The organism is Allobosea sp. NPDC055332 (assembly GCF_053645455.1).
On sequence record NZ_JBSHMO010000002.1, the window covers coordinates 1120555 to 1141621 of the forward strand.

At 66.3% G+C, this 21067-nt stretch carries 20 protein-coding genes; 4 read left to right on the plus strand and 16 right to left on the minus strand.

Annotated elements, in window-relative coordinates:
- Positions 1–25 precede the first annotated feature (25 nt).
- From ACWIGM_RS14025 to ACWIGM_RS14050, 6 genes are all read right to left on the minus strand, one after another.
- Entirely contained in the window at positions 26–1489 is a 1464-nt protein-coding gene (locus ACWIGM_RS14025; RefSeq protein ID WP_454026534.1) for an argininosuccinate lyase, read from the minus strand.
- Positions 1490–1599: 110 nt separating this feature from the next.
- Entirely contained in the window at positions 1600–2823 is a 1224-nt protein-coding gene (locus ACWIGM_RS14030; RefSeq protein WP_454026535.1) for a class I SAM-dependent methyltransferase, read from the minus strand.
- 274 nt (positions 2824–3097) lie between these two features.
- The gene (locus tag ACWIGM_RS14035) at positions 3098–4504 is read right to left on the minus strand and encodes a TRAP transporter large permease (RefSeq protein ID WP_454026536.1); all 1407 of its coding nucleotides are present in this window, start codon (positions 4502–4504) and stop codon (positions 3098–3100) included.
- A 3-nt stretch (positions 4505–4507) separates the two neighbouring features.
- Positions 4508–5086, minus strand: a complete 579-nt coding sequence (locus ACWIGM_RS14040; RefSeq protein WP_454026537.1) for a TRAP transporter small permease — start codon at positions 5084–5086, stop codon at positions 4508–4510.
- 193 nt (positions 5087–5279) lie between these two features.
- The gene (locus tag ACWIGM_RS14045) at positions 5280–6251 is read right to left on the minus strand and encodes a sialic acid TRAP transporter substrate-binding protein SiaP (RefSeq protein ID WP_454026538.1); all 972 of its coding nucleotides are present in this window, start codon (positions 6249–6251) and stop codon (positions 5280–5282) included.
- A gap of 43 nt (positions 6252–6294) precedes the next feature.
- Positions 6295–7047, minus strand: coding sequence for a FadR/GntR family transcriptional regulator (locus ACWIGM_RS14050; protein ID WP_454026539.1), 753 nt, complete (start codon positions 7045–7047; stop codon positions 6295–6297).
- A 312-nt stretch (positions 7048–7359) separates the two neighbouring features.
- On the opposite strand from ACWIGM_RS14050, the gene mntP reads away from it, so the two are divergent.
- Positions 7360–7932 carry a manganese efflux pump MntP gene (gene mntP, locus ACWIGM_RS14055; RefSeq protein WP_454026540.1) on the plus strand — a complete coding sequence of 191 codons (573 nt, stop codon included), beginning with the start codon at positions 7360–7362 and terminating at the stop codon, positions 7930–7932.
- Between the two features lie 24 nt (positions 7933–7956).
- Here the strand turns inward: mntP and ACWIGM_RS14060 are convergent, their stop codons facing one another.
- From ACWIGM_RS14060 to ACWIGM_RS14075, 4 genes are read right to left on the minus strand one after another with little or no spacing between them, the layout of a single operon-like run.
- The gene (locus ACWIGM_RS14060) at positions 7957–8742 is read right to left on the minus strand and encodes an ABC transporter ATP-binding protein (protein ID WP_454026541.1); all 786 of its coding nucleotides are present in this window, start codon (positions 8740–8742) and stop codon (positions 7957–7959) included.
- Positions 8739–9512 (minus strand): ABC transporter permease, encoded by a 774-nt coding sequence (locus tag ACWIGM_RS14065; protein WP_454026542.1) that lies wholly within the window; start codon positions 9510–9512, stop codon positions 8739–8741. Before ACWIGM_RS14065 ends, ACWIGM_RS14060 begins: the two co-directional genes overlap by 4 nt.
- Positions 9509–10030 (minus strand): mismatch-specific DNA-glycosylase, encoded by a 522-nt coding sequence (locus ACWIGM_RS14070; protein WP_454026543.1) that lies wholly within the window; start codon positions 10028–10030, stop codon positions 9509–9511. The genes ACWIGM_RS14065 and ACWIGM_RS14070 overlap by 4 nt, the downstream gene beginning before the upstream one ends.
- On the minus strand, positions 10027–10965 hold the full coding sequence (locus ACWIGM_RS14075) for an ABC transporter substrate-binding protein (RefSeq protein WP_454026997.1): 939 nt from the start codon (positions 10963–10965) through the stop codon (positions 10027–10029). The genes ACWIGM_RS14070 and ACWIGM_RS14075 overlap by 4 nt, the downstream gene beginning before the upstream one ends.
- 266 nt (positions 10966–11231) lie before the next feature.
- On the opposite strand from ACWIGM_RS14075, the gene ACWIGM_RS14080 reads away from it, so the two are divergent.
- The gene (locus ACWIGM_RS14080) at positions 11232–12788 is read left to right on the plus strand and encodes an acetolactate synthase large subunit (RefSeq protein WP_454026544.1); all 1557 of its coding nucleotides are present in this window, start codon (positions 11232–11234) and stop codon (positions 12786–12788) included.
- A 76-nt stretch (positions 12789–12864) separates the two neighbouring features.
- The gene (gene msrA / locus ACWIGM_RS14085) at positions 12865–13371 is read left to right on the plus strand and encodes a peptide-methionine (S)-S-oxide reductase MsrA (RefSeq protein ID WP_454026545.1); all 507 of its coding nucleotides are present in this window, start codon (positions 12865–12867) and stop codon (positions 13369–13371) included.
- Between the two features lie 54 nt (positions 13372–13425).
- Here msrA and ACWIGM_RS14090 read toward each other — a convergent pair whose 3' ends face one another.
- The 6 genes from ACWIGM_RS14090 to ACWIGM_RS14115 all read right to left on the minus strand — a co-directional run bounded on the left by ACWIGM_RS14090 (position 13426) and on the right by ACWIGM_RS14115 (position 19505).
- Entirely contained in the window at positions 13426–13818 is a 393-nt protein-coding gene (locus tag ACWIGM_RS14090; RefSeq protein ID WP_454026546.1) for a VOC family protein, read from the minus strand.
- A 5-nt stretch (positions 13819–13823) separates the two neighbouring features.
- Positions 13824–14867 (minus strand): histone deacetylase family protein, encoded by a 1044-nt coding sequence (locus ACWIGM_RS14095; RefSeq protein ID WP_454026547.1) that lies wholly within the window; start codon positions 14865–14867, stop codon positions 13824–13826.
- 65 nt (positions 14868–14932) lie between these two features.
- A complete protein-coding gene (locus tag ACWIGM_RS14100) occupies positions 14933–17251 on the minus strand; it encodes a putative bifunctional diguanylate cyclase/phosphodiesterase (protein ID WP_454026548.1) in 2319 nt (772 codons plus the stop codon).
- Between the two features lie 48 nt (positions 17252–17299).
- The gene (locus tag ACWIGM_RS14105) at positions 17300–17920 is read right to left on the minus strand and encodes a TetR/AcrR family transcriptional regulator (RefSeq protein ID WP_454026549.1); all 621 of its coding nucleotides are present in this window, start codon (positions 17918–17920) and stop codon (positions 17300–17302) included.
- Positions 17917–19092, minus strand: a complete 1176-nt coding sequence (locus ACWIGM_RS14110; protein WP_454026550.1) for an acyl-CoA dehydrogenase family protein — start codon at positions 19090–19092, stop codon at positions 17917–17919. Before ACWIGM_RS14110 ends, ACWIGM_RS14105 begins: the two co-directional genes overlap by 4 nt.
- Before the next feature lie 149 nt (positions 19093–19241).
- Positions 19242–19505: a hypothetical protein gene (locus tag ACWIGM_RS14115; RefSeq protein WP_454026551.1), complete on the minus strand. Its 264-nt coding sequence runs from the start codon at positions 19503–19505 to the stop codon at positions 19242–19244.
- A gap of 256 nt (positions 19506–19761) precedes the next feature.
- Here ACWIGM_RS14115 and ACWIGM_RS14120 point away from each other — a divergent pair, with 256 nt between their 5' ends.
- Positions 19762–20937 (plus strand): hypothetical protein, encoded by a 1176-nt coding sequence (locus ACWIGM_RS14120; protein WP_454026552.1) that lies wholly within the window; start codon positions 19762–19764, stop codon positions 20935–20937.
- Positions 20938–21067 lie beyond the last annotated feature (130 nt).

Genomic DNA, 21067 nt, shown 5'->3' on the forward strand with positions numbered 1-21067 from the left:
CCGATGCGCCGGCGGAACGAGCGCGCTATTGCGCCTGCGCGCGCAGTGTCTCGAAATCCTTGTCGAGCCGGGCGAGCGAGGCTGTAATCCATTCGCGCCGCTCCTTGATCCAGGCGCCCTGCTCCGCGATCTTGCCCTTGGCCGCCGCCAGCATCCGCTCCATCTCGGCTGGCTGCGGCCCGCCGACGGTCGCGCGGCTGCGCACGATCGCGACGGGATCGAGCGCCGCGCGGAACTCGGCCTCGGCGATCGGCAGCTCGGCCGGATAGTCCGTGCCCTTGACCGCTGCAGCATAGATCCGCTTCGCCTCGGCATAGGGGAAATCGAGCGGCCTGATGTCGTGATCCTTGGCGTGGGTGACGACCTCGGAGGCAAAGTGATGGCCGACGCGGAAGGGCAGCCTGTATTTGCGCATCAAGAGGTCGGCGAGCTCCTGCGACGCCGTCCAGTCGCTGTTCAGCTCCTCCAGCGCCCTCTCGGGGCTGATCACCAGTCCCTTCAGGATGCGATCCCAGTTGGCGAGCACGGTGACCGCGCTCTTCACCATCGTGCTGTTGGGCCTGACATCCTTGGGATCGCTCATGCCCGGCGTGATGTTGTGGGCCTGGATCGCGGCGCCCATCGCGAGCGAGAGCGCGGTCGAGGCCTGCTGGCGCGTGGTGTTGAGCAGGCCGGGATTGCGCTTCTGCGGCATGGCGCTGGAGACATAGGTGTTGCCGTCGCCTTCCTGCAGCAGCATCCAGGGCCGCGCGAAGGCGTATTGCGTCATGACGTCCTCGACGAAGGCCCCGGCATGGAGCGCGATGCTGGTGACGATCGCGCCGGCCTCGACCGGGTGTTCGGCCGAAGAGATCTGGCCGGCGTCATAAGCGTTGTCGACGATCGCGGCGAAACCGAGATAGTCGGCCATGCGCTTGCGGTTGAGCGGCCAGCTGGTGCCGTTGAGGACGGTCGTGCCCATCGCCGAACGGTCGATCCGGGCATAGGCCTCACGGATGCGCTGGGCATCGCGTTCGAGGCCGGCGGCATGGCCGAGCAAGGTATGGCCGAGGCTGTTGGGCTGAGCCGCGACGCCGTTGGTGTAGTTCGGCACGATGGTCGCCGCATGCTTTTCCGCCAGAGCGACCAGCGTCGCCGTGGTGCGGTTGAGCTGGTCGGCGAGCGCCAGCATGTCGTCGCGCAGGATCGCGGCACGATAGGTCGCGTGCATGTCCTGGCTCGAGCGGCCGGCATGCAGCAGCGTGACCTCCTGCCCGCCAGCCGCGATCAGCAGAGGCTCGAAGCTGATCACGGTCGAGGGGCGCTTGGCTCCCGGCTTGGCGCCCTCCTGCAGTACCTTGACGAGGCCGGCGGCGATGCGCGGGGCCAGCGCCTTGTCGAGCAGGCCCTCATCCGTGTTGATCACGGCCGTGGCCTTGTTGATCTCGCCGAGCCAGAAGAACTCGTCGCGTGACTGGCGCTCCTGAGCGAGGGCTGGAAGAGCTGACATCTGCGCCGCCACCGCGAGCGCAATCATCGATGATCGCACGATCGAACCTCCCTGATGCTCCCCGCCGGGCCGGAGCCTAGCGGGGGCATGGCAGAGGCTCAATCGCGCTATCAGGCCGCCCGGTCGACCGTCTCGGCCACGCGTGCCTTCTCGCTCATATAGTCGCGCGTCATCGGCAAGGTGCCGAGCCGCTTGGCGAGCTGGAGCTGGAAGACGACGAGGCCATCATGGCGGAAGCTCGCCTCGGACGCGGCGAGATAGAACTCCCACATCCGCGCGAAGCGCTCGTCATACATCGCGACCGCCTCCTGGCGATGGGCGAGGAAGCGCTCGCGCCAGGCCTTCAGCGTCTCGGCATAATGCAAGCGCAGCACCTCGACATCGGTGACGATCAACCCCTCCTGCTCCACCGCCGCGGTGATCTCCGACAAAGCGGGGATATAGCCGCCGGGGAAGATGTATTTGGCGATGAAGGGATTGGTCGCGCCCGGCGGCGAGCTGCGGCCGATCGTGTGGATCAGCGCGACACCGTCATCCTCGAGCAGCTCGCGGACCTTGCGGAAGTAGTCGCGATAATAGCCGACACCGACATGCTCGAACATGCCGACCGAGACGACGCGGTCAAAGCGTTCGGGCACCGCCCGGTAGTCCTGCAGGCGGAACTCGACCGGCAGTCCGGATTCCTCGGCCCGCTTGCTCGAAGCGGCCAGTTGCTCCTCGGAGAGGGTGATGCCGGTGACGTTCGCCCCGGTCTCGCGTGCAATCGAGAGACCGAGCCCACCCCAGCCCGAGCCGATGTCGAGCACGCGCTGGCCCGGCTTCAACGCCAGCTTCGCCGCGATGCGGCGCTTCTTGGCGGCCTGCGCCTCTTCCAGCGTCGCGCCCGGATGCTCGAAGAAAGCACAGGAATACTGCTGGTCGGCGTCGAGGAAGAGCCGGAAGAACTCGCTTTTCAGGTCATAGTGATGACTGACATTGCGCTTCGCCCAGCCCGGAGTGTTGTGCTGCTTCAGTCGCCGCACTGCCGTGCGCAACCGGCTCAGCCCTCCCGCCCAGGCCGAAGGCGGCTGTCGCGACAGGCCTCGCACCAGGGTGTCGAGCAACTGGTAGATCGTACCGCGCTCGACGATGACGCGGCCGTCCATCACCGCCTCGCCCAGAGCGAGCTCGGGATCGAGCGCCAATCTCAACTCGGTCTCACGGTCGGCAATACGCAGCTTGATTGCGGGCGCCGATCCTCGCCCGGCCGAATGGAGGGTTCCATCGGCGAACACGACATCAACCCGCGGCTCGCAAATGAGCCGGGACAACATATTCATGATCAGAGTGCGCATGGCGCCACCTCACGGCGGTGCCCCTTCGCCATCAGAGATGGCGATCGCCCGCGGCAGCGTAACAGTGGGTTCGGCGCAGGGCCGATCCACGCCCGCCGCATACGGCTGTCAGCCTCCTGACAGGAAAAATGGGGGCGGCGACCCGCTTTTGCCAGCCTGCCGCTAGATCACCATGCGTCCTACCGGACGCGAAGTGGCAATCTAGCTCTTCGTTTCAGCATCGGATTTCTCCGAAAAGTGGAGTCCACTTTTCGGTCCGATGCCCCAGCGCGCCCTATCTGATCATGCCCATGGTGCGCGGCAGCCAGAGCGTCAGCTCGGGGATGAAGGTGATCGCGATCAGCGCTGCGAAGAGCGGGATCAGCCAGGGCAGGATCGCCATGGTGGTGCGCTCGACCGAAAGCTTGGCGACGCGCGAGAGCACGAACAGCACCATGCCGAGCGGCGGATGCAGCAGCCCGATCATCAGGTTCAACGTCAGGATCAGCCCGAAATGGATCGGGTCGATGCCGAGCTTGAGCGCGATCGGCAAGAGGATCGGCACGACGATGGTGATCGCCGCGATGGTGTCGAGGAAGCAGCCAATGAAGAGCAGCAGCAGGTTGACCAGGATCAGGAACACCCATTTGTTCTGGGTGAAGCCGAGGATCAGGTCGGAGAGCAGCTGGGCCGTCTGCGAGACCGTCAGCAGCCAGGCGAAGATCGAGGCGGCCGTGACGATGAACAGCACCGAGGCCGTGGTCTCGATCGTGTCGAAGGTCGCCTTGGTCAGGCTGCGCATGGTCATCGAGCGATAGCGCACGAGGCCGAGGAACAGCGACCAGATCACCGCAGCGGCGGCGGCCTCCGTCGGCGTGAACCAGCCCATGGTCATGCCGCCGATCAGGATGACCGGCGTCATCAGCGCCATCACCGCCGAGAAGTTGAAATAGTAGTCCAGGGCCAGCAGCACGGCGAGCGCGATACCGATGGCGAGGTTGGGATCGAGCCCGGCAAAGACAAGTGCATAGGCCAGGGCCGGGAAGCCCATGACGACCAGCACCTCGATGCCGGCCGAGCCGAGCTCGCGCAGCGAGAACTTGGTGTCCGCACCCCATTTGTAGATGCGGGCGAAGATCGCGACGGTCAGCATCATGAACAGGGTCATGACCACGCCGGGGATGACGCCGCCGAGGAAGAGCGCGCCGATCGAGGTGTTCGCCATCATGCCGTAGATGACGAAGGGCAGGGATGGAGGGATGATCGGCCCGAGCGTCGCCGAGGCGGCGGTGACGCCGACCGCGACCTCGGTCGAGTAGCCGTGGTCCTTCATCGCCTTGATCTCGATGGTGCCGATGCCGGCGGCGTCGGCGATCGCGGTACCGGACATGCCGGAGAAGATCACCGAGCCGATGATGTTGACCTGGGCGAGACCGCCGCGCATCCAGCCGACGAGGGCGACGGCGAAAGAGTAGATGCGGCCGGTGACGCCGGCGATATTCATCAGGTTGCCGGCGAGGATGAAGAACGGCACCGCCAGCAGCGGGAAGCTCTCGACGCCGGCGATCATGCGCTGGGCCATGATCACGTCCGGCACGGTGCCGGTGACGATGATGAAGGCGAGCGAGGCGACGGCCATCGAGATGGCGACGGGCACGCCGAGCACCATCAGGCCGAGGAAAGTTCCGAGCAGGATCAGCATGGGTCAGGCCTCCGAGCCGTCGAAGGCCGAGGGACGCTCGAGCACGGAGTAGCCGCGGCGCCAGTTCTGCCAGGCGACCTGGATCGAGCGCAGCGTCATCAGCGCGAAGGCGATCACGACGGCATAGAACACCGGCGATTTCGGGAACTGGATCGTCGTCATCATCTCGTCGGGGATGAGCTCGGCATAGCGGTGAACCAGCACCGTGCCATAGGCGAAGAAGGCAATGCGGATGATGTCCACCGCGGTCGAGAGCGCCCGGCCGGCGCCGTGCGAGAGGTAGCGGTAGAGGAAGTCCACCTGGATGTGCCTGGAGGCGCGCACGCAGAGCGAGGAGCCCAGGAAGACCACGACGATCAGCGCGTAGATCGCAATCTCCTCGGTCCAGGCGAAGCTGTCGTTGAGGACATAGCGGGTGAAGAACTGCGCCACGACGCAGGCGACCATCAGCCAGAAGGCGGCGAGCGTCGCCCAGTCCTCGAGGCCATAGCCGGAGAGATCGGCCGGCGGCGGCGCCTCGTCGAAGACGTGGGCGATCTCCTCGCTGGTGACTTGGGTGTGGACTTCCGGCGTCGTGGTCATCGCTCACTCTTCGCTTCGACATCGCTCCGGCCGTCATGCTCGCCCTTGTGGCGAGCATCCACGTCTTGACCACCGCATGCGATCGGCGACGCGAAGACGTGGATGGTCGGGACAAGCCCGACCATGACGGAAAGGGCGACGTTCAACAGTTCCGAAACAGGCTGACTGGCCTGCTTCGGAAGGACGGATCAGCTCACTTGATCGCCTGGATCCTCTCCCAGTCGGCCTTGCGATAGCCGTACTGCTCGAAGGTCACGTTCTTCTGCACGGCGGCGAGGAAGTCGGCCTTGTCGATCTCGGTGACCGAGAGGCCCTTGTCCTTGAAGACCTGGACCAGCTTCACCTCATCAGCCTGGATCTTCTTGGTGGCGCGCTCGGCCGCTTCCTGGGCGACGTCGGTGAAGATCTTCTTGTCCTCAGGCGGGAGCTTGGCCCAGAGCTGCTTCGAGACGACCGTGTTGAGGTGATCGACGATGTGGCCGGTCAGCACGATGTGCTTCTGGACCTCGTAGAACTTCTTGGCGTCGATGGTGTTGAGCGGGTTCTCCTGCGCCTCGACCGTGCCATTCTGCAGCGCGAGATAGACCTCGGCGAAAGCGATCGGCGTGGTGTTGGCGCCGCAGGCGCGCGGCATGGCGAGATAGGCCGGCACGTCGGGCACGCGGATCTTCAGGCCCTTCATGTCGGCACAGGTCTTGATCGGCTTGTTCGAGGTGGTGTGGCGCGTGCCGTAATAGGTCACGGCCAGGATCTGGTGGCCGCTCTTCTCCTCATAGCCCTTGGCCATCTCCTTGAAGACGTCGCTCTTCACATAGGCGAGGAGATGGTCGGGGCCGCGGAAGATGAAGGGGTAGTAGGTCACGCCGATCGGTGGATAGGCGCGGGCGGCGAAGCTCGAGCCGGAGATGATCATGTCGACAGTGCCGAGCGTCAGGCCCTGGTTGATGTCGGTCTCCTTGCCGAGCTGCGAGGCCGGATAGACCGTGATCTCGTATTTGCCATTGCTGCGCTTCTTGATCTCCTCGGCGGCCCAGACCGACTCGGTGTGGAAGGGCTCGGAGGTCTCGTAGACATGGGCCCATTTCAGCTTGGTCTGGGCCTGCGCCGGGGCGCCGGCGAAGAGAGCGCCGGCGGCGAGCGCGGCGAGGGCATAGTGCAATTTCATCGTCTGTCCTCCCTGAAGGTCACGAATGAGGTCTGGCCTTGCGTCATTTGATCGGCCGCGGCCGGCGTTGACGCTCGCCTGCCCGCTTGAGGTCGGTGTCGCCGAAGCTCTGCGAAAAGCGCTCCTGCGAGGCCTGGAGATGGGCGTACATCGCCGCGCGCGCCGCATCGCGATCGCCGTTAGCGAGTGCCGCATGGATGGCGCGGTGCTCGCGCGCCGCCGAACGCCACGAGTCCTCGTTCTCGAAATACTGCGCGAGCTGGCGGAAATATGGGCTCATGCGCTGGTCGAAGAGCTCGCCGACGCAGCGCACCAGCACGGTGTTCCCGAGCATCGCGGCGATCTCGACATGGAAGGCCCGGTCGAGCGCGATCAGCTGCTCGGCCGGCAATCCGGGCTGCTCCATCTGCTCGAGAATGCCGGCGAGCCCAGCCAATTGCGCCGGCGTCGCCTGCCCTGCCGCCTCGGCCGCGACCGCGCCCTCGACCAGCCGGCGCGCCGCCAGCACCTCGAACGGCCCCTCGACCGGAAAGCCGGCCCCGGCGAGTTGCGCCGCAGCCTGGGCGGGATCGACGACATAGACGCCCGAGCCCATGCGGATGCGCACGCGCCCCTCGACCTCAAGCGCGATCAGCGCCTCGCGGACCGAGGGGCGGGAGACGCCGAGCTTTTCCGCGAGCTCGCGCTCGGGCGGCAGGCGGCTGCCGACCGGGAATTCGTGCTGGTCGATGAGATGGCGCAGCTGATCGGCGATCTGCCGATATAGACGCGGCGACTCGACGACTGCGAGCGGCATCAGCTCCCGGACCCTTCCCTGCACCGCTCATTTTTGCGCGGCATCGATTTGGCCATGTGGTCAGGCCAATTTCATCGCCATCAACCACCATACCGGTCTGGTGTCAACGGGCTGGAACGAGTCAAAGCAGGTGGCGGCCGACCATATTCGGCACCGCTACTTTACTCTCGCTAATGCTTCTCATTTATAAGATATTGAAATTAAATAGCTTTATTGACTTATTGATTGTCAATAAGCTAGGAACCGCCTCGCGAGGCGGGCTGCGGTCGCGCCCCTCCGAGCGCCCCGAGAGTCCCAAACCCGGATAACGTCATGTCACCTGCTTCCATCGCGGTTCTCGCCGTCGGCATGTCGATCGACGCCTTCGTCGCCTCGGTCGGGCGCGGCGCCAGGCTGCGTCAGGCACGCCTCGCGGAAGCCCTGCGCACCGGGCTGATCTTCGGCGCGATCGAGACGCTGACGCCGGTGATCGGCTGGACATTGGGATTGGCGGCGAGCCGCTATGTCGCGGCGGTCGACCATTGGATCGCCTTCCTGCTGCTCGCCTTCGTCGGCGGCCGGATGGTCGTCCACGCGATCCGGGCGTCGGACACAGAGACGGACGCGGAAGCGGGCCCCGAGCGCGGCCTCGCGACGCTGCTCGCCACCGCGATCGGCACCAGCATCGATGCGATGGCGGTCGGCGTCTCGCTCGCCTTCCTCGATGTGAACATCGCCATCGTCGCGGCCGCGATCGGGCTCGCGACCTTCCTGATGTCGACGGGCGGCATGCTGATGGGCCGCTTCGTCGGCGCGCGCTTCGGCGCTTACGCCGAGATCGCTGGCGGCCTCGCCCTGATCGGGCTCGGCCTCTCGATCCTGCACGCGCACATCACCGGAAGCTGAGAGCCCGCGATCAGGTGTTCGGGGTCAGTGCCCCTCGGCCGCCAGCACGGCCTCGACGCGGATCTCCTCGACCAGCCGCTCCTTGAGCGCGACGAATTCCGGCGAGGTCTTGATCGTATAGGGCCTGGGATGTGGCAGCTCGACTTGGATATCGGCCTTGATCCGCCCGGGCCGTGCGCTCATCACCACGACGCGCGAGCCGACGAAGATCGCCTCCTCGATGTCGTGGGTGACGAAGAGCACGGTCTTCTGCTCGCGCTCCCAGATGCCGAGCAGCATTTCCTGCATCAGCGCGCGGGTCTGGTTGTCGAGCGCGCCGAAGGGCTCGTCGAGCAAGAGGATTTTTGGATCATTGGCGAGCGCACGGGCGATCGCGGTGCGCTGCTGCATGCCGCCGGAGAGCTGCTTGGGGAAATGGTCGACGAAGCCGGCGAGCCCGACGCGCTCGGCCCATTTGCGGGCGATGTCGAGGCGCTCGCGTTCCGGCACGCCCTTCTCGCGCAGGCCGAAGGCGATGTTCTGCACCACGGTCAGCCAGGGGAAGAGCGTATAGCTCTGGAAGACGAAGCCGCGATCGGCGCCGGGCCCGGTGACCGGCGCTCCGTCGAGCAGGATCTTGCCCTCGCTCGCCGTCTCCAGCCCGCCAATGATGCGCAGCAGCGTCGACTTTCCGCAGCCGGAGGGGCCGAGGATGGTGATGAAGTCGTTGTCGGCGACATTGAGCGAGGTCGGCATCAGAGCGCGTGTCGCCTGGCCCTTGCCGCGGGCCGGAAAGACCTTGCCGACCTGGTCGATCAGAAGCTTGCTCATGCCTGCGCCCACGGAAACAGGCGCTGGTTGATCGCCTTGAAGAGGAAATCGGAGATCAGGCCGATCAGGCCGATGACGATGATGCCGAAGATGATCTGTCCCGTGTTCAGCAGCGCCTGGCTGTCGGTGATCATGTGGCCGATGCCGGAGGACGAGCCGATCAGCTCGGCGACGATGACGTAGGTCCAGGCCCAGCCGAGGACGAGGCGGAAGATCTCGGCGATCTCCGGCGCGGCATTGGGCAGAAGCACCCGGCGCACCACCGAGGAATCGCTGGCGCCCAGCGTATAGGCGGCGTCGACCAGATCGCGCCTGATGCCGCCGACCGCGACCGCGATCATCAGCACGAGCTGGAAGAACGAGCCGATGAAGATGACGAGCAGCTTCTGCGTCTCGCCGATGCCGGCCCAGAGGATCAGCAGCGGGATGAAGGCCGAGGCCGGCAGATAGCGCGCGAAGGAAACGAAGGGCTCGAGGAAGGCTTCGACCGGCTTGTAGGCGCCCATGAGGATCCCGAGCGGCAGAGCGAAGACCACAGCGAGGACGAAGCCGCCCAGCACGCGCCAGATCGTCATGCCGATATCGACGATGAAGCCGTGGTTGACGAGCAGGTTCCAGCCTTCGCCGACCATGGTCAGCGGATCGGCGAGGAAGAGCTTCTGGACATAGCCGCCGAAGGTCGCGACCGACCAGACCACGACGAAGAGCGCGAAGAAGGCGATGCCATAGCCGATACGGGCAGTGGCGGAGACCGGCTGGAGGGGTTTCATCGTCTAAGACTTGTTTCCTTCACGAGAGCGGCGAGTTCATGCCAGGGCTCGATGGACCAGTAGCCGGATGCCGCCCCGGAGGTGGAGGGCAGGATGAAGACGCGGCTTCCTACGAGGAGGGACGGCTGGAGGCCATAGGCGAGCTTTAGCCCCCTCTCCTCTCCCAAGGCAGCCTGGGCAGCCCGCTTGCCGTTGAACGCGACGATCGCCGGAGCGTGCTGATGAAGCTTGGTCAGGAAGCCGGCGATATCGAAATGCTGCCGCATCAGCGCCGTGTCGGGGCCGGATGTCCCCTTCGCGACGTCGGTGAAGCCAATGCCGTAACGCGGCAACTCCCGGAAATCCGCGGAGCCGAGCGGCTCAGGAATCAGCCCGGTCTCGAACAGGGTCTTCCAGAACTTGTTGCCGGGGCCGGCATAGTAGGCGCCCCGCCGGGCGGAGACCGCTCCGGCCTGCGTGCCGCAGAAGACGACATGCAGGCCGGTGGTCAGCACATCCGGCAGGACGTCATCGCTCACTTGCCGGCGACGTACTTCGTCTCGACCAGCGTGGCGATGTCGGGCTTGGCCTTGATCAGGCCGATCTCGAGCAGCAGCTCGGCCGCCTTGGTGGTGAAGGCCTGCCATTCACCGGCGAAGAACGCCTTGTTGCCGGCGGCATCCGACCAGCGCAGATAGCCAGCCGACTTGCCGAACTGCTCGCCGGTCTGCTTCACATCGGCGCCCATGATGCCATAGGCCTTGGCCTGATCGGCCTTGATCAGCTCCAGCGCCTCGAAATAGCTCTTGGTCAGCGCCACGGCAGCGGCGTCGTTCTCGGCGAGGAATTTCGGCGTGCAGCCGAAGGTGTCCATCACCATCGGATAGTCGAGCGTGGTGGCGATGATCTTACCGGCCTCGGGCTTCTCGCGCACCGCCGAGAGATAGGGCTCATAGGTCATGGCGGCGTCGTTCTGGCCGGCGATGAAGGCCTGCGCGGCCGGGCCGGGCTCCATGTTGACGACGCTGACATCCTTCACCGACATGCCGTTCTCCTTGAGGATCCAGGCGAGGGCGAAATAGGGCGAGGTGCCGGGCGCCGAGGCTGCCACCGTCTTACCCTTCAGGTCCTTGATCGAGGCGGTCGAACCGCGCACGGCCATGCCGTCGGCGCCATAGCTCTTGTCGAGCTGGAAGATCTGCTTGGTCTTGATGCCGGCGGCGTCCCAGACGATCCAGGTCTCGACCGTGGTCGCGGCGCACTGGATGTCGCCCGAGGCGATGGCGAGGTGGCGGTCCTTCTGCGGGATCTTCTTGATCGAGACGTCGAGGCCGTTCTTGGCGAAGATGCCGGCTTCCTTGGCGAGCACCAGCGGCGCGAAGCCGGTCCAGCCGGAGATGCCGACATTGACCTTGGTCTGCGCCTGCGCGCCACCGGCGGCGATGAGAGCCGCAAGGCCGATCCCGGCCAACATCCCGATACGCTTGATACCCGTCATGACGAACCCTTTCCCCTCTTGTTTCCGCCTGCAGCGGACACCCCGGCCAACGCAGCCCGATGGCGCCCGATAAAGCAAGCTTCGTTCCAGATCACGTTAAATGCATATGCAAACCGGTCAAGGCAGCATCACCCGGACTTGGGAAAGCAATGACATTCTCTTGTTTGACACTCCGGCGACGATCCCTTCCCCTCGGCATGACAGGCGCGGTGCGCCTTTGGCTATGAAAGAGGTCTTCCCGGATGAATGGCGCCGACCGCCTGTGCGACACGCTGCTGGTCAACGATGTCGATGTCTGCTTCGCCAATCCCGGCACCTCGGAAATGCACTTCGTCGCGGCGCTCGACCGCAAGCCGCAGATGCGCTGCGTGCTCGGCCTGTTCGAGGGCGTGGTCACCGGCGCGGCCGACGGCTATGCCCGCATGGCCGACAAGCCGGCGGCGACGCTGCTGCATTGCGGGCCCGGCATGGCGAATGCGCTCGCCAACATGCACAATGCGAAGCGCGCCAATACGCCGATGATCAACGTGGTCGGCGACCACGCGACCTACCATTTGCGACACGATGCGCCGCTGACCAGCGACGTCGAGGGCCTGGCCTGGCCGATGTCGCAATTCGTGCGCCGCATCGCCTCGCCTGAGGATGTCGGCCCGGCGATCGGCGAGGCCTATGCCGCCTCGCTGTCGCTGCCCGGCGTCACCACCGTGATCCTGCCGGCCGATTGCGCCTGGGGCAGCGTCGAGCCGGCGGAGCTGAAGCGCACGCCGGTACCGGCGCCCAAACAGGTCGATGCGGCCCGAATCCGCGAGGTCGCCGGCCTGCTGCGCAAGCACGGCTCGCGCGCCGCGATCATGCTGACCGGCTCCGCCCTGCGCGAGGGGCCGATGAACATGGCAGCCCGCGTCTGCGCCGCGACCGGTGCGCAGATCTTTTCGCAGATGTCGAACGGCCGGATCGAGCGCGGCGCCGGCCGTGTCGCCATCCCGAAGGTGTTCTATCCGATCGACATGGCGCTGCAGCAGCTCAAGGACATCGACCTGCTCGTGCTGGTCGGCGCCAAGGTGCCGGTCGGCTTCTTCGCCTATCCCGGCAAGCCGGGCCGGCTGGTGCACGAAAACTGCCAGGTCGAGCAATTGGCCGTGCAGGGCGACGATCTGCCAGGCGCGATCGCGGCGCTGGCCGACGAGCTCTCGGCCAGGGCGACGCCGCCGGCCTTCATCGCCGCGCCGCAAAAGGCGGACAGCGCGCTGCCGACCGGCACGCTCGACGCCGACAAGGTCTGCACCATCGTCGCGCGGCTCCTGCCGGAGAACGCGATCATCTGCGACGAGTCCGTCTCGTCGGGCCGCAGCTTCTATTACGATTGCCATGGCGCGCCGCAGCACGACTACATCCAGCTCACTGGCGGCGCGATCGGCGAAGGCATTCCGCTCTGCGTCGGCGCGGCGGTCGCCTGCCCGGACCGCAAGGTCATCGGCATGCAGGCCGACGGTTCCGGCATGTACACGGTGCAGGGCCTGTGGACGCAGGCGCGCGAGAATCTCGACGTCGTCACCGTGGTCTTCGCCAACCGGACCTATGCGATCCTGCACGGCGAGATGCGCAATGTCGGCGTCAACGATTTCGGCCGCAACGCCAAGCTGATGCTCAATCTCGACGAGCCGGCGCTGGACTGGGTCTCGATGGCGAAGGGCATGGGCGTCGAAGCCGGCCGCGCCACCACGGCCGAGGAGTTCACCCGGCTGTTCCGGGGGGCGCTCGGCCGGAAAGGGCCGTTCCTGATCGAGGCGGTGATCTGAAAACTTGTAACCTGACGCCCTGACATGGCGAACTCAGGCTTCGATGCTTATCTCGGCGGCAGCAAGGAGGTTTGACATGACGGAACGTGCTGTACTGGCAGGCGGTTGCTTCTGGGGCATGCAGGACCTGATCCGCAAGCTCCCCGGCGTCGAGACGACCCGGGTCGGCTATACCGGCGGCGACGTGAAGAACGCGACCTATCGCAATCACGGGACCCATGCCGAGGGTATCGAGATCAGCTTCGATCCCGCCAAGATCGGCTACCGCCAGCTGGTCGAGTTCTTCTTCCAGATCCATGACCCGACCACGCTGAATCGGCAGGGCAACGACCTCGGCACCAGCTATCGCTCCGGCATCTACTATGTCGACGAGACCCAGAGGAAGATCGCCGAGGAGGTGATCGCCGAGGTGAATGCGTCGGGCCGCTGGCCGGGCAAGGTGGTCACCGAGGTGAAGCCCGAGGGCGACTTCTGGGAGGCCGAGCCGGAGCACCAGGATTATCTGGAGCGCTATCCGGCCGGCTATACCTGCCACTGGGTCCGCCCGGACTGGGTGCTGCCACGTCGCGAAGCGGCGGAGTAGCGGCCGGGACCAAAGCCAGAGGGGGCATACGCCCCTTCTGGATAAGGCGTGGCTCTAGCGCGCCGGCTCGATCAGGTCCCAGCGATTACCGTAGAGATCCTCGAAGACCGCGACGGTGCCATAGCCTTCCAGGCGCGGCGCCTCCAGGAAGCTGACGCCGCGCGTCAGCATGAGCGCGTAGTCCCGCGCGAAATCGTCGGTCTCGAGAAACAGGAGGACACGTCCGCCTGCCTGATTTCCGATCTGCGCCCGCTGCTCGGCACTTGCGGCCCGCGCGAGCAGGAGGGTAGCCCCCTTGCCGCCGGCCGGCGCCACTCGGACCCAGCGCTTCTCCCGGCCGAGCGGCGTGTCCTCGAGGAGCTCGAAGCCGAGCTTCCCGACGAAGAAGGCGATCGCCTCGTCATAGTCCCGCACGAGCAGGGCAAGATGAGCGATCGCCTGCGGCACCGCCCCTAGTCCTTGAACCCACCCAAAAACGCATCGAGGCAATCGCCGATCGCCTCGATCGCGTAACCGCCCTCCTGCACCACCAGCGTCGGCAGGCCGAGCGCCTTCACTCGCTCGCCGATCGTGGCGAAATCGGCGGCGTCGAGCTTGAGCACGCCGATCGGATCGTCCTTGTGGGCGTCGTAGCCGAGCGCGATCACCAGGACCTCGGCACCGAACTCGCGGATGGCGCGGCCGGCGCGGTCGACCGCCGCCTCCATCTCGGCGCCGCCGGCGCCGGGAGCGAGCGGCAGATTGAGGTTGAAGCCCTCCCCTGCCCCATTGCCGCGCTCATCCTCATAGCCGGTGAAGAAGGGATAATAGTTCACCGGGTCGGCATGGACCGAGATCGTCAGCACATCGTTCCGGCGATAGAAGATCTGCTGGGTGCCGTCGCCATGATGGGCGTCGACATCGAGGGTCGCGACCTTGCCGAATTTGCTGCGCAGGCGCTGCGCCGCGATCGCGGTGTTGTTGAGATAGCAGAAGCCGGAGGCGCGGTCGGCGCGGGCATGATGGCCCGAAGGCCGGCAGAGCGAATAGACGGCGCGCTCGCCAGCGAGGATCGCCTCGGCGCCCGAGACCGCCGTCTCGGCCGAGCGCAGGGTCGAGAGCCAGCAATGCTCGCCGACCGGCACCGACATGTCGCCGAGATACCAGCCCATCTGGCCGACGATGCCGGTCGGCCGGCAAGGCGGGCGGACAGCCTCGTCGGTGCGGCCGCTCCAATAGGGGAAGGTGTTGGGCCAGGCCTCGGGCCCGCGCTCGGGCAGAGCGAGCCAGCGCTGCCACAGCCCCTCGAGGAAGCGGACGAAGCCTTCGTCATGGACTGCGAGGATCGGGTCGATGCCGTGCGCGGCCGGATGCTCGGGCGCGATGCCATGCTTGGCGAGCGCGCCGAGCAGCCGCTCGGTCCGCTCCGGCAGGTCCTTCGGCGCGACGATCTGGCCGAAGCGCATATATTGCTGCGGATCGTGCTTGGACTGGTCGGGATGATAGAAGGCGCGCATGCAAGGCTCCGGTCTTTGACCCCGGCATAGCGCCATGAAAACCGTGTCGCGACCAGTGCGCCTGATCAGGCGGCGGCACTATCCCCGTGCATGGCGTCGCCCTTGGGCAGGAGATCGGGCAGCTGCAGCAGCCAGGGCACGCGATTGGCGGGCGCCGGCCTGGCGTAACGATAGCCTTGCGCGAAGCGGCAGCCCTGCTCCTTCAGGAAGGCCTCCTGCTCGGCGGTCTCGACGCCCTCGGCGATGACGTCGAGGCGCAGATCGGCGGCAAGCTGGAGCAGTGCCCGCACGATCGCCGCATCGCCGCCATTCTCGGTGACATGGCTGACGAAGCCGCGGTCGATCTTGAGTGCATCGACCGGGAAGCGCTTGAGATGGGTCAGCGAGGCGTAGCCGGTGCCGAAATCGTCGAGCGCAACGCGCAGTCCCGCGGCGCGCAGCGTCTTCAGCGTGCGCTCGGCCTCGTCGGCATTGCGGGTGAGCAGCACGGTCTCGGTGACCTCGACGCCGAAATGGCTGGCCGGGACGCCGGCCGCAGCCAGTTGCCCGAGCAGGCGCTCCGGCAGCGCCGGGTCGCGGAAGACGCTGGCCGCGAGATTGACGCAGACATGGCCGACATCGAGGCCGGCATCGAGCCAGCGCCGCAGGTCGTTGACCACGGCAGTGATGATCGCATCGCTGATCCCGGCGGCGATCTCGGGATCCTGGAAGCCTTCCTGGAAGGCGGCGGCCGGGATGATGCCGCGCTCGGAATGACGCCAGCGCGCCAGCGCCTCGAAGCCGGCGATCCGGCCGGTGCCGACCGCGACCTGTGGCTGATAGTAGGGCAGGATGCGCTCGTCCTTCAGCGCGCCGGCCAGCCCCTGGCAGACCGCGACGCGGCGCGCCATCGCCGCCCGCATCGCCGGCTCGTAGACGATCGCCATGTTGCGGCCGTTGGCCTTGGCCCGGTAGAGCGCGAGATCGGCGTCCTTCATCAATTCGACGCCGTCGCGATCATGCTCGGGCGCCAGCGCGATGCCGAGGCTCGCCCGCGTCGCGATCGTCTGACCGGCATGCTCGCAAGGCTGGCGCAGCACCTCGATCAATGCCTCGCCCCTGACCAGCGCCTGCAACCCCGTCAGCCGCTGCGTCGAAAGCACGACGAATTCGTCGCCGCCCAGCCGGGCGACCAACTCGTCCGGGCCGATCGCGGCGGCGAGCCGCGCCGCCACCTGGATCAGCAGCGCATCACCGGCATCATGGCCGAGGGTGTCGTTGATCGACTTGAAGTCGTCGAGATCGATCAGGAAGAGGCCGACAGCCCCGCCCTTGCTCGCCATCCGCGCCAGCGCCTGCTGCATCCGCTCGCCGAACTGCAAACGGTTCGGCAGGCCGGTCAGCGCGTCATGCGTCGCCTGCCGGCGCGTGCGGGCCTCGGCCGCCTTGCGGTCGGTGATGTCGACGATGCCGGCAACGACAGCCGGCGTTTCACCGATCGGCAGCGTCGTCGCGGTGATCAGCACGTCGCGGATGGCGCCGCTGCCGTCGCGCACCTGCGCCTCATGGCCCTCGATCTGGTCGTGGTCGTTGAGCAGGCGGGCGATGACGCGGCGATTGCCCCCGTCGAGCAGCACGTCCTGGACCTGCGCCTGCGTGACCTCGTCGCCGAAATAGCGCTTCGCCGCATCGTTGCCGCGCAGGAAGCGGCCCTCGCCGCGCGAGGTGACGATCAACGGGATCGGCACCGCCATGAAGACGCGCTCGATCATCGCCTGGCTGGTGCCGAGCTCGTCCTTGGCCTGGCGCTCGGCCTGGGTCGCCGCCCATTCGAGCCGGCGCAGGCGGTTGCCATGGACGACCACCAGCCCGAGCGCGAAGTTGAGCATGACGAGGACGAGGATCAGGCCGGGCAAGGTCGACGGCAGCGTGCCGAAGCCGAGATAGCCGGCGAGCATCAGCGCGCTGCAGCCGAGGCCCAATGTTATCGTCCAGCGGAAAGCGGTCGGCGCCACCAGATAGAAGATCGACGGCAGCATCAGCACGACGAAGAGCGCGAGATCGCTGCGCGAGGAAACCAGCAGCGCGACCATCAGCCCGGTCGAGACCTCCCAGCCGATCAGCACGGCTTGCGCCTGCGAGAAGCGCGTCGCCCTGCGCACCAATGCGAAGCACAGCAGCGAGGCGAAAACGACCATCAGGCGCGCCGGCACGGCGACGAAGAAATGCGGCGTGCCGTGGAAGCGCCAGTCGCTGGCGAGGAAAAGCGTGTTGAGGACCGCCGAGATCAGGAAGATCAATCGGCACTGCCGCAGCGTCTCGCCGAAGCGGGCATCACGGAACGCCGCCTCGCGGACGGAATCCCGGAACTCGCCACCAAATCGAAACAGGCCGTCACGCGTCATGCCCCAGCCTTGCCCGGCACGAGTCAAAGGCAGGTTAAGGCGGAGCGGCTAGCTCTCTCGGCCGGGATCGGCCGGCGCGACCAGCGCCGCGAGCTCGCCGGCGAGCTGCGCGATGTCGAAGCGGCCCTCGCGATACCAGTCGACCGAGCCGTTCATGGCGCCGAGCAGGAAGAGCCGCAGCCGCTCCGGTACGACGCCGGGCGCGAGCACGCCGGCGGCGGCGAGCTCCTCGATCAGCGCCCGCCAGAGATCATCATAGGCGCGCCGCGTGCGGCGCACGCTCTCGGGCGTCGGATTCTCGCCGAAGCTGAAGACCTTGATGCTGGCGCAGGTATAGTCGGAATGGCCGTGCAGAGCGGACAGATGCGCCGCGATCGCGGCCTCGAGCCGGCGGCGCGCCGTCGCTTCGCCCGCGGCGCCCAACGCTGCCAGGACAGCGTCATGGACAAAGCGGACGCCGTCATTGACGACCGCCTCGACGATCTCCTCCTTGGAGCCGAAGTGGTGATAGAGGCTGGCCTTGCGGATGCCGACCGCCTCGGCGATCTCGCGCAGGCTGGTCTGGTGGTAGCCATTGCTGCGCAGCAAACGCGCAGCATGGTCGAGGATCAGGCGGCGCGCGCCGCCCTCCAGTTCCGCCCGTTCGGCCCGCCCCGACACCACCGTCACAGCCGCTTCGCCACCTCTTCGAGCATGACCTCGGTGGCGCCGCCGCCGATCGCCTGGACGCGGGCATCGCGGGCCATGCGCTCGATCGCGCTCTCGCGCATGAAGCCCATGCCGCCATGGAACTGAACGCAGGCGTACATGACTTCGTTGACCAGCTCGCCGCAATAGGCCTTGACCATAGAGACCTCGCGCGTCGCATCGAAGCCCCTGGCGTCGAGCCAGGCGGCATGGTGGACGAGCTGGCGCCCGGCCTCGACCTTGCCTGCGAGCATGGCGAGCTTCTGGCGGATCGCCTGCTTGTCCCAGAGTGGGGCGCCGAAGGCGGTGCGCGTGCGGACATAGTCGACCGTCAGTTCGATCGCGGCCTGCGCCTCGCCCATCGCCATGGCGCCGATCACGGTGCGCTCGTTCTGGAAATTGCGCATGATCGCGTAGAAGCCGCGGCCCTCGCCGCCCAGCAGGTTCTCGGCCGGGATCCGGCACTCCTCGAAGACCAGTTCGGCCGTGTCGGAGGAGCGCCAGCCATGCTTGTCGAGGGCGCGGCTGACGCGAAAGCCCGGCGTGCCCTTCTCGACCAGGAACATCGAGACCGACTGCGAGGGCTTGGCCGAAGGATCGGTCTTGGCGGCGACGCAGTAGAGATCGGCATGGACGCCGTTGGTGATGAACATCTTGGCGCCGTTCAGCACGTAGAAGTAGCCGTCGCGCCGCGCCGTGGTGCGGATGCCCTTCACATCGGAGCCGGCGTCAGGCTCGGTGACGGCGATGGCGCAGATCACCTTGCCGGCGACAATGTCGGGCATCCAGCGGTCGCGCTGCGCCTTGCTGCCGGCATTGAAGAGATGGACCGAGGCCATGTCGGTATGGACCAGCGCGGTGATGGCGAAGCCCGAGAAGGTCGAGCGGCCGAGCTCCTCGGCCAGCACCACCGTCGCGAGCGTGTCGAGCTCGGAGCCGCCGTATTCGGCGGGGTAGCGGATGCCGAGGAAACCGAGTTCGCCCATGCGGGCCAGCACCTGCCGCGGCACCATTCCGGCCTCTTCCCAGGCCAGCCCATGCGGCTTGACCTCGTTCGTGACGAAGCGGCGCAGCTGGTCGCGCAGCGCCTCGTGCTCCTCGCCGAAATAGGGCGAGCGCAGCGTCCCGCCGCCGACCGCATCGAAACTGTTCATCGCCGCCATCATGCTCCGCTGCCTCCCCGGGAGCTTAACCTACCGGTCGGAAGGTAGGCAATCTTGATATTGCACAGGACGAGAGGGGCGATAGGCACCCCTCTCAGCCGGGTCGACATGTGTGGTTTCGGCCAGGCTTTCGTCAGGGATCAGTTGCAGCCGCAGCCATGGCCGCCATTGCCGATCCCGATGCCGCCGCGACCGACGCTGACCTTGTTGCCGTTCAGGATGCCGTTGCCGCTCAGCACCGAGACGTTGTTGAGCACCTTGACGTTCGAGACCGCGGTCGTGACCGAGGCCACCGTGGTGACCACGCCGCCGAGAAGGCCGCCGCCGCGGCCACCTTTGCTGCCGGCGAAGGCGGGGGTGACGGAAAAGGCAGCGATCGAGGCAAGAACAATTGCGTACTTCATCTTTCTCTCCCTGCTCTCGCTCCGGGCATCGAAGCGATATACACGTTATGGTTGTGTTTTAATTTGACTGCAATCTGAACGCATTGTTAACCATACTTGCTAGCCTTAACCAGAGAGCGCTTGAATACAGAATCAAGTACTTCAGCGCTTGGAATAATTTTCGTGGAGCCTATTCTTAAAAGCGCGGGCGCTTTCTTGACTGTATTAACTGAGTATTAGGCATGATCATCTATCTTTACCTGAGAGGGGTGATGTCATGCGTCCTGTCCGTACGGCATTCGTGCTTTGCTGCGCCTTGCTCTGCACCCTGCCGGCGACAGCCGGAGAGAAAGCGGAGGAGACTCTGATCTCGACGGCCGTGGTCGGCCTGCGCGGCGGCTTCGACTCGAGTCCGACCAACAGCAAGGGCGAGAAGGGCAGCCCGACACTGACCAGCTTCGCGAGCTGGAACTATCTGCGCGGTACGCTGCAGGACGGCTACGGGCTCGACCTCCTGCTGGTCGACACCCAGTACGATCCGCGCCAGCTCGCCGCCAGCCGGCAGCACACGCTGACGCTGAAGCACATGACCGGGATCGGCGAGAACCTCTCGCTGCAATCCTCGCTCGCCATCGAGAACGAGCAGACCTGGTCACGCCGCCGCAGCAGCCTGAGCTGGCGCGAGCGGCTCAACCTCAGCCTTGGTTCCTTTCGGCTCTTCGCCAATGCCGAGGCGCGGCTTGCCGCGCTGAACGAGCGCAACGTCTTCGTCGACGGCGACTTCCTGCCGCAGGACGAAAACCTCGCCACGCTCGGCATCACGCCCGGCATCGCCTGGCGTCAGGGCGAGACCGAAATCGGCGTCTCCTTCATGGCGTCACGGACGCGCTTCACCAACGGCACCGACTATCTCGGCATGCGCCGCGACAACTACCGGTTGCAGCCGAACCTGTTTGTCTCGACCGCACTGGCGGGGGCGAGCTTCGAGGCCTCGCTCTCGCCGCTGCAGATCATCTTCCCGGACAGGGAGTTCGAGAACGAGAAGAAGCTGCTCTATACCGCCAAGCTCCGTGTCCCCTACCAGATGCTGACGCTCGACCTGTCCTCGGGCCGCACCGCCGAGGACACCACCCTGCCCTTCGCCGTGGTCAACCTCGTGACCCAGCACGAGGGCAAGCTGACGGCGCGCTTCAACGATACCAACGCGCTCTCCCTCACGGTCCGGCAGAAGCTCGAGGACTATCTCGGCCTCGACGCCACGACGCGGACCTCCAGCATCGGCTTCGACTATGCCCTCGGCCTCGGCAACGGCATGACCGCGACCGCCTCCGCCGCCTGGCGCAAGACCAAGGATACCGGGCTGGAGGCGGTACCGGCCTTCGTGGTCCAGCTCGGCCTGCAGAAGCAGCTCGATTTCAGCGAGCCGGGCAAGGGCGCGAAGAAGGGCGTGTGAAACAGTTGCGGGGGGGCCCGCGGGGGGGGCCCCCACCCCCAAAGGGACCCGGGCAGGGGGGGGGTTTAAACAACAGAAGCGGGCGCCCACCCCCCAAGTGTTTTTGTGGGGGGGGGGGGGTGAATAAAAA